The sequence below is a fragment of the Pedobacter terrestris genome (assembly GCF_052343045.1).
GTDB lineage: Bacteria > Bacteroidota > Bacteroidia > Sphingobacteriales > Sphingobacteriaceae > Pedobacter.
Window position 1 is genome coordinate 4,284,764 of the sequence record NZ_CP180264.1, and the last position, 12,915, is coordinate 4,297,678.

The 12,915-nt window shown below is 38.3% G+C and carries 10 protein-coding genes; 6 read left to right on the plus strand and 4 right to left on the minus strand.

The features are described from left to right. Positions 1-330: 330 nt before the first annotated feature. Positions 331-1,470, minus strand: coding sequence for a hypothetical protein (locus tag ACJVDH_RS18310; protein WP_443944847.1), 1,140 nt, complete (start codon positions 1,468-1,470; stop codon positions 331-333). An 11-nt stretch (positions 1,471-1,481) separates the two neighbouring features. Next, a complete protein-coding gene (locus ACJVDH_RS18315; RefSeq protein ID WP_443944848.1) occupies positions 1,482-2,375 on the minus strand; it encodes a TssN family type VI secretion system protein in 894 nt (297 codons plus the stop codon). A gap of 123 nt (positions 2,376-2,498) precedes the next feature. Here ACJVDH_RS18315 and ACJVDH_RS18320 point away from each other — a divergent pair, with 123 nt between their 5' ends. Further along, on the plus strand, positions 2,499-3,437 hold the full coding sequence (locus ACJVDH_RS18320) for a type VI secretion system baseplate subunit TssG (protein ID WP_443944849.1): 939 nt from the start codon (positions 2,499-2,501) through the stop codon (positions 3,435-3,437). Here ACJVDH_RS18320 and ACJVDH_RS18325 read toward each other — a convergent pair. Continuing rightward, a complete protein-coding gene (locus ACJVDH_RS18325) occupies positions 3,428-5,293 on the minus strand; it encodes a type VI secretion system baseplate subunit TssF (RefSeq protein ID WP_443944850.1) in 1,866 nt (621 codons plus the stop codon). The two genes, ACJVDH_RS18320 and ACJVDH_RS18325, sit on opposite strands and share 10 nt — an antisense overlap. A 30-nt stretch (positions 5,294-5,323) precedes the next feature. Beyond that, positions 5,324-5,758, minus strand: coding sequence for a GPW/gp25 family protein (locus tag ACJVDH_RS18330; protein WP_443944851.1), 435 nt, complete (start codon positions 5,756-5,758; stop codon positions 5,324-5,326). Positions 5,759-5,953: 195 nt separating this feature from the next. On the opposite strand from ACJVDH_RS18330, the gene ACJVDH_RS18335 reads away from it, so the two are divergent. The 5 genes from ACJVDH_RS18335 to ACJVDH_RS18355 are packed head-to-tail and all read left to right on the plus strand — an operon-like array spanning position 5,954 to position 12,886. Further along, positions 5,954-6,475, plus strand: a complete 522-nt coding sequence (locus ACJVDH_RS18335; RefSeq protein ID WP_443944852.1) for a hypothetical protein — start codon at positions 5,954-5,956, stop codon at positions 6,473-6,475. A 12-nt stretch (positions 6,476-6,487) separates the two neighbouring features. After that, on the plus strand, positions 6,488-6,973 hold the full coding sequence (locus tag ACJVDH_RS18340) for a type VI secretion system transmembrane protein TssO (RefSeq protein ID WP_443944853.1): 486 nt from the start codon (positions 6,488-6,490) through the stop codon (positions 6,971-6,973). Between the two features lie 34 nt (positions 6,974-7,007). After that, complete coding sequence (locus tag ACJVDH_RS18345) at positions 7,008-7,955, plus strand: PKD domain-containing protein (RefSeq protein ID WP_443944854.1); 948 nt, start codon at positions 7,008-7,010, stop codon at positions 7,953-7,955. Positions 7,956-7,998: 43 nt separating this feature from the next. Next, positions 7,999-10,359, plus strand: coding sequence for a type VI secretion system protein TssR domain-containing protein (tssR, locus tag ACJVDH_RS18350; protein WP_443944855.1), 2,361 nt, complete (start codon positions 7,999-8,001; stop codon positions 10,357-10,359). A 4-nt stretch (positions 10,360-10,363) separates the two neighbouring features. Continuing rightward, complete coding sequence (locus ACJVDH_RS18355) at positions 10,364-12,886, plus strand: ATP-dependent Clp protease ATP-binding subunit (RefSeq protein ID WP_443944856.1); 2,523 nt, start codon at positions 10,364-10,366, stop codon at positions 12,884-12,886. Positions 12,887-12,915: the final 29 nt, after the last annotated feature.

The window sequence follows — 12,915 nt, forward strand, 5'->3', positions numbered from 1 at the left end:
GTTTCTAAACCATATAGACATTTAAGAAATATAGCACATTCTAAAACTTAAATGCTCTTATATGTCTTATATGGTTAACATATCACAAAAAGCATTCTTCAGTTTTAACCATATAAGACATTTAAGAAACTGAGTAACATCTTGTAAAAGCTTAAATGCTCTTATATGTCTTATATGGTTATCTAATCACAAAAAGGATGCTTCAGTTTGAATCACATCTTGTAAAAGCTTAAACGCTCTTATATGTCTTATATGGTTATCTAATCACAAACAGTATTCTTCGGTTTTTAACCATGTTAGACATTTAAGTTTTACACCTGTTGCGATTTTTTAATCAAGCAACGTCCAGGTTTTTCTGGCTTGTACCTGTTGTACCACTTGTTGTTCGGCAACAACGATATTTTCTTTCCGCTGGCCAATGTATTCTAATGTGCTTAACTTATTCCATAAAGCTACCAGAACGCTCATAAATTCATTCACGAGTGCAATAGATTTAAAAATTTGTTTATGGTCATACACCAACTCAATATTTTTGGCCAGCAGTTCTTCAAAATTTCCCGGTGTAACATCTTTCCATTCATAGAAATATTTAAGCAATTCTTCTCGCTCGCGCGGGTCTACCAGTTTAATTGCGGTAAAGAATATATGTGCCAGATTGGAAAAATAGCTGATCAATACTGTTGGTGCTTCGCGATGACTTACATTGCGATAACTGTAAAATATACGCGCAATATATTCGACCAATTTTTCAGAAACCATTCTGATATTTTTTCCGAGTGGAGTGATGTTATCTTTCCCACTGGTTTTATCAATAATCTTAAAAGCGGCGAGTTGAAGATCATTTAACAGCACGCTAAAAAGATCGTAATAACGGATCAATGCCGGATGACTGGTTACTGTAGAACTTGGCGGAATATAATTGCGGTTAATAGTTAACCTGCCGTTTTCATGATAAACTTCTCCAATAGTAAGGTAATAACTGTCTGGAAGTTGTGCAGCGATTTCCGTTTCGGGCAAAATCATTATTCCGTATGCTTTGCTGAGTTCGGGGTACCGAATTGGACTTTCTTCAGGATCTGGAAGACCGGATGGCACACGTTTAAATGGATTTACTGTAAGTAAAATCAAATAGTTACGCGGTTCTGTTTGCCCAAAATAATGGTTGTGCACCAAGTTATCCGCATTATCGCTTTGCGTAATATCTATGTGGCAACCTTCTGGCGTTACGGCATTGCAATAACGCACTCTAACTTCGAGATGGTTGCTTGCCTTTTCCATAATTTCTACATCGTAAGAGTTGCTGTAACCGGCGAAGGGCGGCAGCAAGCCGTAATTGCTGTTGTGTAAATTCAAAGAAACAGCATCTCTAACAAAATCCTGTATATAAAGGTCATTTATGGTAAAATGGTTGCTCGAGAGTTTCATCCCGTTCACCCAATTTATCGGTTTGTATTTTAAAGGCTTAATCATAGGTATGTGGTTTAGATGTAGATGGCGCTTTCTCCTATTTCATTCGGCTTATTTACGTTTTCAGAAACGCGTTTTGCGTAAATGGTCATCTTTTCAGTTATTCCATTTTCTTTAATCTCCAGATCTGGATCAATAAATATATTTCTTTTAAAAAATGAGGTTTTGACAAAGAACATCCAATTGTAACTCTCTGCGTTATCGTCTCTGAATTCTACCGGGTTTTTCGCAAACTTTAAATTATAATCGTCAATAAATTTATGGAACCAGACACCGAAGTTCATATTTTCTGGTGCTTTTACTTTTACTTTTAAAGGTTCTGCATCTGTTGAGCGTTTATACAATTCCAGTTCCAGAACCAGTAGTTTATTAAAATCCAGATGATCCATATTAATGTCTAATGGTGTCGGCGGATATTTCCAGATTTTATAAATCTCTGATGGAATGCTGAGCAAGGCAACATATGCCCACCAAAAAAATAGCGGAACAAAAAATGTGGCAATAGAACCTGCGCCCCACCAACCAAAATATACGGAACTGAGCCAGTTAAAAGCCAGCTGAAAGAGAAAAACTGAAAGTAAACCGGCAATCAGAATGGAGAAAAAAATGAGCATCTTCCGTTCAATAAGTTCTTTTGCGTAATATTTCGTCATTAGAAAAACGAATAAAGAACCCATTAACAAATAAAATATCTGGCAGATAAAATATCCCCAGGGCATAAAATTAAAATTTAGAAAACCCAGAAAACCGGGTAATGCCAAAATAACTGCAATAATCAGAACACTTACAATAAGTTTTTTGTTGTTCAAAAACTGATTCTTCTTGTTCACTATGGCCAGAACTGCCGTAGATATGAGAAAAATAAGCGGGAAAAGCAGGTATCTAACAAAGAAAGATTGAACGTCCATAGATAGGGATGATTAGATTTTGATGTTTTCAGTACAAAAATAATACCTTTAATAAAATTTAATTTTCGATAATAGTTTAAAGTTGTTAGGTTAATATAAACAAAGTAATACGTTTAAAGTTTAATGAAAAAACAATCTTCGCCAAATAACGAAATATTTTCAGACTATAAAGCTGTAGCAAAAGCTGCGGATCTCATTCAGCAAAATCTGATCCATATTGACGATATTGAAATTTTGCCTTTGGGTGCCGATAAACGGGCATTTTCAAAAGATATAGAAGAACAAATTCCCTATTTTTCTGAGAACCGTTTAAAAGACCGCTTGAGCATTACAGTAAACCGGGAAGGTTTATACGATATGTTGCCAGAAGGATTGTTTCACCGGCCACCAAAAGGCAGTTCTGGTATGGATGAAGAAGCGATGATTAAAGATGTGCGCGAACGCCGCGAAGAAGAACGTGTAGCCCGATTGTTTTTTAGCCCTTTTGATGCAGAACTAAACCATATGCGTATTCTTACCGAGCTGTATGAGAACCGCATTGATAAAAAAACCAGTTTTACAGATTTAAACAGGCTTTTTGAGCTCGGGTGGCCGGAGTTTAAATTACTTAATAAAGAGCAAAGCATTATTTGGATGCACATGCTTCCAGAAATTCAGCAAAAAAGAAATGATGCCGATTTTGTGGAGAAAGTATTGAATGCAATCTTTAATATTCCCTTTAAATTATCTGACAACTCTGCTTTTACAAAAGCAGTAAAAATTAGTGCAGATCTGCAAACCAGGCTAGGAGAAAGTGCCTTGGGCATTAACACCATTATTGGCGATGATTTTTCGCCAGAGCATGAGCAACTGCTTTTGCAGATTGGACCAACTTTACCAGAAAACCTGGTTGGCTTTATGCCCGGCCAAACCAACAGAAAAATTCTCGATACCATTCTGGATTATCTTATTCCGGTGGAAACCGAAATTACATTAAGAATGAAAGCCGATGAAGCCCATCAGGAAAGTTTTCTGGAAATGGAGAGTCCTACCAGTTTTCTGGGTTACACCGTTTATATCTGAAATGTTTTCTCTTTAATTAGCAGACGGTAATTTACATGCATACTGCTGCGCAGTTTTAGCTTAGCCAAAGTAAGCTCCAGCAATTCATCCCAATCTTCTGTACTAAGATTTGCCTGTAAATTGGGCACAATAACAATATCTGTGGTACGCACAAAACCTTCATTTGGATTCGCTTTCAACATCAATCCTTTTTCTAAACTCACACTCAAAATGCGATCCGCAAGTTCGTGATGACAGAAATTAATGATGTCAGATTTCGTTACGATACGATCGGCGGTGGTTAAACCATATTTATACGCCTGAACCCGATTGGCTGCATTTAATCTGGATCGGCCGCCCTTACTTTGTGTAAGCAAACGGATACTTTCTGGCGCAAGTTTATTGTTGTTTTCAAAAAGCATAAGTTTACTCCCAACATGAATCCTGTTGGCTTCTTCGGTTTGGGTAATCCAAATATCCAGAAACACAATATCGGCACCATCAAGTGGTTTTACAACAATATAACCCGGCATTTCCTTTACATTTTTAAGGCTGGTGCGGCTTTTCTGTTCAATCAGTGTAATGGTTTGTTCCAGGTTTTTAAGTGCGGTACTCATAAAATCTGGTCCGTAGGCAGAAAATGCTGCCTTTTCATCTCTCAACAATTCAAAAAGATAATCAATCAGTTCTTTGGCATTTCTGGTATCAAAACGTTCTGTACCGCCGTAGCGAATAGAAAAAGAACCATCACCTTTTTCATCTTCATTAGTATAGGGAATTTCATTGTAATTTTTCTCTCTATTATCTTTAAGACTATCTACGGCAAGCATTTGATCAATATCTTCGGTTTTAACCGGAATAATATTGCTCATCACTTTTAAACGGTGTTTTACAGAAATTAATTTTTTATTAACCACCGGAAAAGCGTTAATGCTGATGTGAAGTTCATTGAGCATCTCTTGCGAAATTGCTGCCGGAAAAACCAGTTTAAGCCAGATCAAATCATCGGAGATACGATTTAATGCCGCAGGCTGAAAAATTGCATCAAAAGATGCGGGCCTTTTCGCATATTCTATCGGATATTCCACATCATCTAAAGTTAAAAAACGCTGAGCATAGAACTGTAAAATATCTGCCTTAATCAGATTTAACAATTGTTTATTTCTGAACGCCGCTTGGTCTGGCGCCCGAAATTCTTCTTCCATAAAACGCTCAGAAAAAGCCGCAATTTGTTCGTCGTGTATATACCAGCGCACCAGCGATAAAAGCTCATAAGTATGATCCGGAAGTGCGTAATTTTTCCAATCGAAAAAGAAATTCAATCCCGATAAAGATTTGACATCTGAAAAACCTGTAAAGCCCAAATACACCGTATTGGGTTCTACCGAAAAGCCCGGTAAGGTATTGGCGGCTAAAGTTTTGTTTTGATCGGCAAGCAAAAACATCTGCTGGCCTGTGGCCATATATTTAATTTCTGCATTAAATAGTTTTACCTTATGCAATGGACTAAAAAAAATATCCTGATGTTTGTTTCCACCTTTAGATTCTTCGCTGACCAAGGTTTTCTTAAACGTAAAATGTGCCTTGGGCGAAATAAAATCTATATTTTCTAAAGGTCTGGCATGTAAAATCGCATGTGCCGGAAGTGCAGACGTAAGATGATCTGGAGCAAGAATACGGCTAATCTTATCAAAGATTCTATTTTCGAGATTTTTTACATCATTAGAAACATTAAATAGCTCATTGCTAAGCACTTCAAGTATAAGTTTAACCAATGGATCAAATTCATTTCCGTCTTTAATGTTCCAGAAATCTTTCGCATTGCGAAGTATTCTATTTCGGATTTCTTCTTTTGACGTGTAAAAATCGGTATTCATAGAGGATGTATAATTTAGTGGTCGGTTGCGTTAGGTAGACAATGGACTGAGGAACAGTGCCGTATTAAAAAAATATTTTTCTCCTGTTAATTTAATGTTAGCCCGTACAGTAATGTCTACCTTTTTTTTGATCTCTGTAATCTTTCTTAAAGGATAAACATTTTCAACTTCTGTAATGCGTACTTCTACGGTTACATCGTACAATCTGGCTTCGTTATCGACGATTGATTTGAGCAGCGATTTTCTGAATTTTTCTTCCCAGAGTGCCTCACTAACGATTAATTCAAAATCAAGATCCCATATTTCACAACCAAAGCGCTCATTGTATCGGTGTTCCCCGTAACGGGTAAAAATAATCAGTTCAATATGGTTAGAAATAGAGCGGCCAAGATCTGCCTGGGTAAGTTCTCCGCCGGCCAGTACCGCACCGAATCTAAATGGCTTGTTATAAAAACTATCGTTCATAAAACCGTTTGGCTTAAAGTTTGTTTACATTCTCGTGTCTTGATACGATCAAAACATAAAATATTTTACTCTAAAACAACAATATATAAAAATTGTTGTGGCTTAATGATAATTTGAGGAGGAAGGGTGAAGCGGGCAGAAAACAAATTATTTTGTGGCTTTGGGTAATTGCGACTAAACATTAACGATCATCCTATGAAACCTGTTAACTCTTTCGAAATTAAAAAGTCGTACAGAATTTTTATCCTCAATTTTGTCTTCTTAACGTTCTTCTCCATCTTTTGTGTATTTCTATACTTTGCCGCGTCTGATCATGAATACAGCCTTCTGCAAGAAAAAGTAAAGGAAACAGAACGTTTGCTTATTCTCAGAAAAGACATTAATACCAATCTTGATTTGGTGCTTCTGCGTTTTAGAGAACTTTCCAGGTTCAAAAACTACAATGCAGATGAGCTAAGTAAACAAGAAATACTGCTTCAGGATATTCAGAATACCAATTTCAGAATTAAAGCGCTTATTGCAAAAAAACCGAAAGAGAGTGTCAGTTTTGATTTGTACGACAAATTAAACAATACAGTTGGCGCAATGGCCGGTTTACAAGATTCTTTATTAACCACACGCTACAGCATTGAGCGTTACAGAAGCCAGTTAGACGATTGCCTGAGAGTAAATAAAGCCGCCGCAAACCGCATCAGAAGCGGCAGATTTGGACGATAAACGACATCCCCTATGATAAAACTAAGCATTAAAGAAAGAAGAGAACAATTTCAGTTTTTTCTGGCACTTTTTGTTATTACCGTTGGTTTACTAAGCTTTTGCATTTTTTATTCTGGCAACCAACGCTACGAAATATCCAAAACAGAACTTGAAAACAAAATTACCGAAGACGAAGAATTTGAACAGACCGTACAAATGGTCATCCCGATTGTAGATACCACATATAAACAGATTGTTAACTACAATCCAAATGTACAGGCGGTATTTCTGAAAAGCGATATATCCAATGCATTAAATTCTATCAAAGCCGCTTATGAGCGCAAAGCTTCAGATTCGAGATACAAAACTTTTATTCAAACAGCACAATTGTATAACGTTCTTTTTTATGACAAACAAGAACAGAAAGGCAATCTGGCGGATATAGAATCACTGAAAAAATCTTTAGAAGATTGTGTCATTTCCAGACGACAGCTTCAGCAATCCCTCTCTAACCGTTAGAAAAACATTATCAACCTATAAAAAAACGCCACCTATGTCTAATACCAAACAAGTAAACGCTAACTCACAGGGATATGTCATTCTATATATCCTGCTTGCAGTAATCTTAATTTCCGGGGCCATATTTCTTTTTAAAAGCTCCCTTTTCGAAAAACGTACCGTAAATGCGCGCATCCTGAAAGATGAAATTTACCTGAATGAACCACTGGTTTTTGCAGACAATACCAAATCTTCAAAAAAATGGCAATGGGAATTTGGAAACGGCGATGTTTCTAAAGTTCAAAACGGCTCTTATCATTATCCTAAAGCGGGTTCATATATCGTACGTATTACAGTAGATGGTGAGCTTAAAGAACAATTTCCCGTTAATGTACGCGATACGGTCAGAACGCAAATAGACAGCATTATTACCATTAGCGGCCCAACTGCTGGTGTAGTAAATGAAGAAGTCCGCTTAGAAGCAGACGGCGATGCACGAAGCTTTGAATGGGCTTTTGGAGAAACCGGACGTGTAGACGTAAAAGGTAAAACCGCTTTGTATACCTACCGTGCACCAGGAAAGTATGTGGTTAGACTGCGCAGCGAAAAAAGCAGATTACCTATTTACCACACCATTATGATTACCGATCCGAATGCAGAATTGGTTGATGGTTTAGTAGCGCCAGGTGATGGGGAAAGAAAAACGATTGACGACATCAGACAACGTTTGCAAGCTATAGCGAATGGTGCCGATTTTAACTCCAATTACTACTATCTGATTAACAAATATATGTGCAGAAGTGAAAAGGTTGCCGTAAATGTAGAAATGAACGGCAAGAAAAAACAAACCGATTTCTATTCGTATTGCATGGGACTTACATTTGGCGGCGAAATTACTGTAGATGAAGCACAACTGACCATTAAACCCAACTCTTCTTGCGCCAGTTTAATTAATATTAAACAACACTCTGGTAACTCACCGGCCGTTGCCGATGTGAAATAAAAAACATCTAATCATCCTATACTAAAGCTCACAACCCATATCTATGAAAAAATATATTGCACTCGCTCTTATCCTATCGGGATTCATCTGTGCAAAAGCACAATCGCCAGCCTCTTTCGGGCGTAAAGTGAAAAATATGCCCAAAGCATATGAAAAACCATCAGAACAATTAAATATAAATGAATCCTCAGGTACTAGTGATTTGCCCTGGATTGTTTTTTCTGATCGTCAGGACAACTACACCACAACCGCACCAGGCGGAAGTTTGATTATGAAGAAAATCAATTTTATGGAACCATTTTATGTTTCTAAAGAAGAAAATGGTTACCTGAAACTGATTAAATATAAAGCCGGAATGATTAAAGGCCGCAAACTGAACGATAAAAAAAGCGTAATCAGTTATGGCTGGATTTCTAAATCTAAATTGCTGTTGTGGCAACGTTCTTTTTCCAATCAGCAAACCGGATACCCGGAAAAAGCAATTGGAATTGTAAACGGGAAAAATCCGCTTACAGAACCAAGATTTTACTACGACAATACCGATTCGATACTGGTATACAACACACCTGAACTGAAAGACCGCAGAACGAAAATCCGCCTGCACGAGATTGCTTACATCTTCAAAAAATCTGAAGACGGCAAAAAATATTTAGTTGGATCTGATGATCAGTTGGTTGCAGATACCGCTTTGAAAAGTGTTTACGGATGGGTTTCTGCAGAAGCCGTACACAGTTGGGGAGACAGACTTTACATTGCCGCAAAAAAAACCGGATCGGATGATTCTACCACAGCTGCCTTTAATAAAGGTTTGCCCGCCGGAAGTTATGTTGCAGACCCGTTGTTGCCGCAAGACAATGTAATCTTACGTGCGCTGCCAGTTGTAGCCAATGAAGATGGCAACTTTAAAGTAGGAACTGCGATTGATGTTTACAATAAAAAAGACAATACACTGCTCACTATAAACGGATCGTCTCTTTCCTTTAAAGACTACATTTTATTGCGCAAAAACAAGAATAAAATTAACGTAGTTTTTGTAGTAGATGGCGGAAGTGCAATGACCAAATATTTCGCTGGAATTACCAATACCATTCAATCTTTCGAAAATATATTTAATGATTTCGACCGCAAAAATATGAGTTATGGTGCTGTAGTATATCGCGCATCAACCGGATGTTCTGTTTCCGGAATTTCAAAAAGTGATGTAACACCAGATTACCGCCGCTTGATGACGTTTTTAACCAATGAAGCGCGCAATACTGAAAGATGTAACGGTGCAATCAACGAACAACCGGTTTTTCAGGCCGTTGGAAATGCAGCAACTTTATTTAAAAACAAAAGCAACCAAACCAACCTGATTGTTCTTGTAGGCAGTACCGGAAATATTGATGATGCGAATGAGCAACAAATTAATCAGCTAAGCAGCGAAATTTCTAAGGTAGATGCCCGCATTCTTGCGCTCCAGGTGTACAGCGATTTTAATCCAACTTTCAACAACTTCGTTATTCAATCCAGAAAACTGGTTTCAGAATCAGCCATTCGCTCTGCAGAATACCGCAAAAATACGATGGTAAAAGGCGAAGGATTAAAAGTATTTCAACCGTATAATACTTCATTGCAAGATTCCATTTCCTATTATCTGGATTATCCTAACAACAGTTTAATTCAGGGTGGCGTGGTATTTCCAACTAAAGGAAGCATCAATTCCAACCAAAGTATCAATACCGCAATGCGCCGCTTTTTGCAACAAACCAATATGGATATCAATGCGCAAATCAGTTCATTAGACAGTGCTTTCAGACATACAGGCATTTCCCGTAAAAACCTTTCATCAAGTGTAGAAAGTTTACTGGCTGCACCCGTAGGCAATCAGGTAGCCGATCAGATGCCGCACAATGAATTCAAATATTTTGCTGCCGCCAACATGAATGGCGAAGCCGTAAAAAACAACCCGAACGATTTGCAATACATGATTGTACTTAACAATATGGAGTACAAACAAATTGTAGACATTTTTTCTTTAATGCTTGGCGAAAACCTGCAACAAGATCAATCTTCTTTCCGCAGCAAACTGCGCAAAAACTACATCAACATTGCTAAAAATTTATTGAAATTAAAGTCATCGTCAGGCGAAATCAAAAGCATGACGCTGGGCAACTACGTAAAGTTAGTTACGGGTTTACCTATTACTACCGGCAATTTTAACACCTATACCGTTGGTGATCTGAACAACAATTCAAAAATGCCTTTGTCAGAATTTGAGAATTACATCCGTACGCTCAATTTATCGGTACAGGAAATTAAACACGCAACACAAATTGAGCAGCAGTTTATTTCTAACGGAAAAAACTACTACTACATTACCGAGAGCAATTTTAATCAACCCGAAAACGTAAAAACCAAATAAGCTTATGGCCATTACGAATTTAAGCGAATCGGTAAAAACCGCCTTACATATTGCCCAATCGCTGGCAAAAGAATACCGCAATGCAAACTTTTCAGCCGCACATCTTTTAAAAGGATTGATGCATAAAGATGTAGGTTTGAGACCTTTTTTACACTCAATTGGCAAAGATGAAGAGTATATTAGCGAATGGGCAGAAGTTAGGATTGATGCTTTAAACAAAACTTCTGATGTGCCAGAAACAGTTTCGAGCACTTCAGAAATACCTGTCGTGTTTGAAGAAGCAGACAACATCAGAATTAAACTTGGCCTTGATCTGATTACGCCAATTTGCGTACTTACAGCTTTAGCCAAAGCAGGAATTGGTTTTTCTGCAGATCAGCTTAAATCTTTCCCAATCAAAGAGCGGGAAATTTTAGATCTGTATGTAAAAGACGAGGAAATTGCGCAAGCCATTACACCAGAATCATCTGCAGGTGCTGCAAAAGCAGAACATAAAAAAACTGGCAATGCGCTGCATAAATATTGTATAGACCGTTTGCAATTGGTTAGAGACGGTAAAACCGATCCGATTATTGGCCGGGATAAAGAAATGCGTATGATGATGGAAATCCTTTGTCGCCGCACCAAACCAAATGTAATTTTAACCGGCGATGCGGGTGTAGGTAAAACCGCATTGATTGATGGTTTTGCATTGGATATTGTACAACAACAAGTTCCGGAAAGTTTGAAAAACGTTCAGCTTTTTGAGCTTGATCTGGGCGCACTTATTGCCGGCGCAGGTTATAAAGGTGAAGTAGAAGACCGACTGAAAAATATCATCAAAGAAATTAAACAATTTGAAAAAGCGGTATTGTTTATTGATGAAATTCATACCCTTCTGGATCAAAAAGGCCCGGTTGGTGCTGGCGTTGGCAACTTGCTTAAACCAGAACTTGCCCGCGGCGAAATTACCGTAATTGGTGCCACCACGCAAGATGAATACCGCAAAATTATTGAACCAGAACAAGCGTTTACCCGCCGTTTTGAAGTGCTTCAGATTAACGAACCAAATGAAGAAAGCACCATTAAGATGCTCGAAAAACTGGCACCGAAGTATGAAGAACACCACCAGTTAAACGTAGAAAAAGATGCCCTTGTTGATTGCGTTCGGCTGGCGAAAAGATACATGAAAGATCGCCGCCTGCCAGATTCTGCATTTGATTTGTTAGACCGCACAATGGCTGCAATGAAAATGATGAACGATACTTCCGATCAGGTCTTGGAGATATTAGAACAAAATCTGGCAGAACTGAAGCGCAATCAAGAACTTGACGAAAGTGATCGCTTTGCGGATTATAAATGGCAGCTTGCTTTATTGCAGAATAAAATTAGCCCGGTTTTACTGGGCAGGCTAACCGATGAAACGCAGACCGAGAGTTTTGAAACGGCAGAGGAAATTGAAAATTACCTCAACAAAAGTTTGCTGGAACTTAAACATTTTGCATCAGAAAAAAGTGAAACCGTTGGCAAACAAGATATTGCATCGGTAGTTTCTTACAAAACCGGAATCCCGATGGGAAAACTACAGGCCGGAGAGAAAGAAAAACTACTGAATATGGAATCTTATCTCAAACGGCGCGTAGTTGGGCAAGACCAAGCTTTAAAAGCCGTTTCTGATGCCATTTTAGAATCGCGAAGTGGCTTAAATAAAAAAGGCCAGCCAATTGGTTCATTCTTTCTGCTCGGCCCAACCGGAACCGGAAAAACAGAGCTTGCAAAATCAATCGCTGAATTTTTGTTTAACGACGAAAAAGCAATGATCCGTTTCGACATGTCTGAATTTAAGGAAGAACACAGCGCTGCGCTCTTGTATGGTGCGCCTCCGGGCTACGTAGGTTATGAAGAAGGCGGCTTACTGGTTAACAAAATCAGGCAGCAACCTTATTCAGTCCTTTTGTTTGATGAAATTGAAAAAGCACATCCATCGGTTTTCGATACATTTTTGCAAATTCTGGACGAAGGGCACATGCACGATCGTTTAGGTAAAGAAGGCGATTTCAGCAACTCCCTAATCCTATTCACCTCAAATATCGGGAGCGAATGGATTGCAGAACAAATACAGAAAGGAAGTATTCCTGTATCTAACCAATTAATGGAAGTAATGGCCGGACATTTCAGACCAGAGTTTCTCGCCCGGATCTCAGAAATCGTTCCATTTGCGCCAATTAATGAAAACAATGTGGTGCGCATCTTTGAAATTCAATTGAAAAGCCTCATAGACTCGCTAAATAAACTGGGCATAGAATTTATCATTGATGAGGACGCCAAGAAAATGATTGCGCTTGATGGCTTTACACCAAAATATGGTGCAAGGCAACTCTCTGCGGTAATCCGCAATTTACTGCGGAGGCCAATTTCAAAGTACATTATCAGCGGCGAACTAAAAAAAGGTGCGCAGGTACACGTTTCCAAACATCCGGAAAAAGACGAGTTGCTTTGGAATATTGAACAAGCTGAACCAGTTATCGCCCAACAAAACTTAAATTAAAACGTTATATTACAGTTAATAATCATCGT

Excerpts from the sequence above, each read along its gene's own strand:
- ACJVDH_RS18310 (WP_443944847.1), bottom strand. The coding sequence starts at position 1,470 with ATGATTAAGCCTTTAAAATACAAACCGATAAATTGGGTGAACGGGATG.
- ACJVDH_RS18315 (WP_443944848.1), bottom strand. The coding sequence starts at position 2,375 with ATGGACGTTCAATCTTTCTTTGTTAGATACCTGCTTTTCCCGCTTATT.
- ACJVDH_RS18320 (WP_443944849.1), top strand. The coding sequence starts at position 2,499 with ATGAAAAAACAATCTTCGCCAAATAACGAAATATTTTCAGACTATAAA.
- ACJVDH_RS18325 (WP_443944850.1), bottom strand. The coding sequence starts at position 5,293 with ATGAATACCGATTTTTACACGTCAAAAGAAGAAATCCGAAATAGAATA.
- ACJVDH_RS18330 (WP_443944851.1), bottom strand. The coding sequence starts at position 5,758 with ATGAACGATAGTTTTTATAACAAGCCATTTAGATTCGGTGCGGTACTG.
- ACJVDH_RS18335 (WP_443944852.1), top strand. The coding sequence starts at position 5,954 with ATGAAACCTGTTAACTCTTTCGAAATTAAAAAGTCGTACAGAATTTTT.
- ACJVDH_RS18340 (WP_443944853.1), top strand. The coding sequence starts at position 6,488 with ATGATAAAACTAAGCATTAAAGAAAGAAGAGAACAATTTCAGTTTTTT.
- ACJVDH_RS18345 (WP_443944854.1), top strand. The coding sequence starts at position 7,008 with ATGTCTAATACCAAACAAGTAAACGCTAACTCACAGGGATATGTCATT.
- tssR (WP_443944855.1), top strand. The coding sequence starts at position 7,999 with ATGAAAAAATATATTGCACTCGCTCTTATCCTATCGGGATTCATCTGT.
- ACJVDH_RS18355 (WP_443944856.1), top strand. The coding sequence starts at position 10,364 with ATGGCCATTACGAATTTAAGCGAATCGGTAAAAACCGCCTTACATATT.